The organism is Vibrio sp. Vb1755 (genome assembly GCF_033338635.1).
In the GTDB taxonomy this organism is placed as follows: Bacteria; Pseudomonadota; Gammaproteobacteria; order Enterobacterales; family Vibrionaceae; genus Vibrio; species Vibrio alginolyticus.
On record NZ_JAWOTA010000168.1, the window covers coordinates 1 to 1,350 of the forward strand.

Here is a 1,350-nt window from a genome sequence, read left to right on the forward strand (position 1 = left end):
TCTGTAGGAGGCTGTTTGACGTACAAGCGATCTGGCAATTGAATCAGAACTTCTACGCGATCCAGACTGTGGATATTGACGATATGTTGCCCAACTTGAACATTCTCAAATTGATCAATATTGACCCGAGAAATGATGCCATCAACCGGCGCTTTTAATGTGGTGAACGATAAACGCAACTTAGCGAGTTCCAATTCCGCCAATGCGATTTGGCGCTGCGCAGCAATTTCATCAAACTGCGACTTCGCCAACAAACCTTTATCCACCAAAGGCCGAGAGCGGCGATATTGACTGTCGACCACAGAAAATCTCGCCGTGGCATTATCGACATCCAGTTGATAATCCGTTGGGTCTAGGGTGGCGATAACAGCGCCTTTTTGCACTTTATCCCCTTCTCGCACCATCACGCGACTCACTTCGCCCGCCACACGGAAACTCAAATGAGAGCGGTCCGCGGCGTTCGCAACAGCTGGAAAATACAGATTGTCATCAACTCGATTACCTTCTAGCGAAACCACACTTACTTTGGGGGTTTCGACGGTTGTTTCTGGCCTTTTTTCACCACAGCCAGCCAAAGTAAGCGCTGCGAAAATCGCGGTTAAGGTTATGATTCCTTTCATACTACAACCCTCGCTCCTTCACCCAAGCCCGAACTTTGATTCCCGGCTCAATGACATTAATGCCTGAGATAATGATTTGAGCGCCATCCGCTAACCCTTGCAAGATCTGTCCATTGTCATTCATCGTAATGTCGGCTTTCGCAACCACGCCTTGGTCATCAACGCGCCAAACGTAAGTTTTTCCATTTTCTTCAAAGAGCGCAGAATCTGGAATTTTGGTCGCTCCGGAGTTTTGTGACACGAGATACGCATTGCCTGACATACCTGGAAGAATGCCTAGCTCTGGCGGTCTTTCCATCACCATCGTCACTTTATAGCTGCCTGTTTTTGGGTCGGCTTCGGTGTCAATTTCTTGGAAAGTCAGATCGAAAGAGCGTTCGGGAAACGCATCGAATATCATTTTTGCTGAAACATTCACGCCTTGCGTATAACGGTTGAGCAAATAGTCAGGCAGTTGAAAAATCACCTTCATTACCTGATTGGTTTGAATGTTCATCACCCCTTCTTTGGCGGCAACGTATTCATGATTTTCGGCAGGAAGATAAGAAATAGTGCTATCCTAAGGAGCAACGAGTTGGGTGTAGCGCAAGTTCGCTTTGGCTTGATCCCATTGCGCTTTAGCGGAGTTATGATTGGCTTTCGCTTCATCAAAATCTTGTTCGGAGACCACTTGGTCTTTCCGCAGCTTTTTATAGCGCTTGTACTGAACATCAGCTAACGCAAAATTCGC

Annotated in this window: 2 pseudogenes; both read right to left on the minus strand. The window is 47.0% G+C overall.

What is annotated here, in order from left to right:
• Positions 1–620, minus strand: a pseudogene (gene vmeH, locus R7E00_RS23580) (efflux RND transporter periplasmic adaptor subunit VmeH); the annotation flags it as partial.
• 1 nt (position 621) lies between these two features.
• Positions 622–1,350 (minus strand): annotated as a pseudogene (gene vmeG / locus R7E00_RS23585) (efflux RND transporter periplasmic adaptor subunit VmeG); the annotation flags it as partial.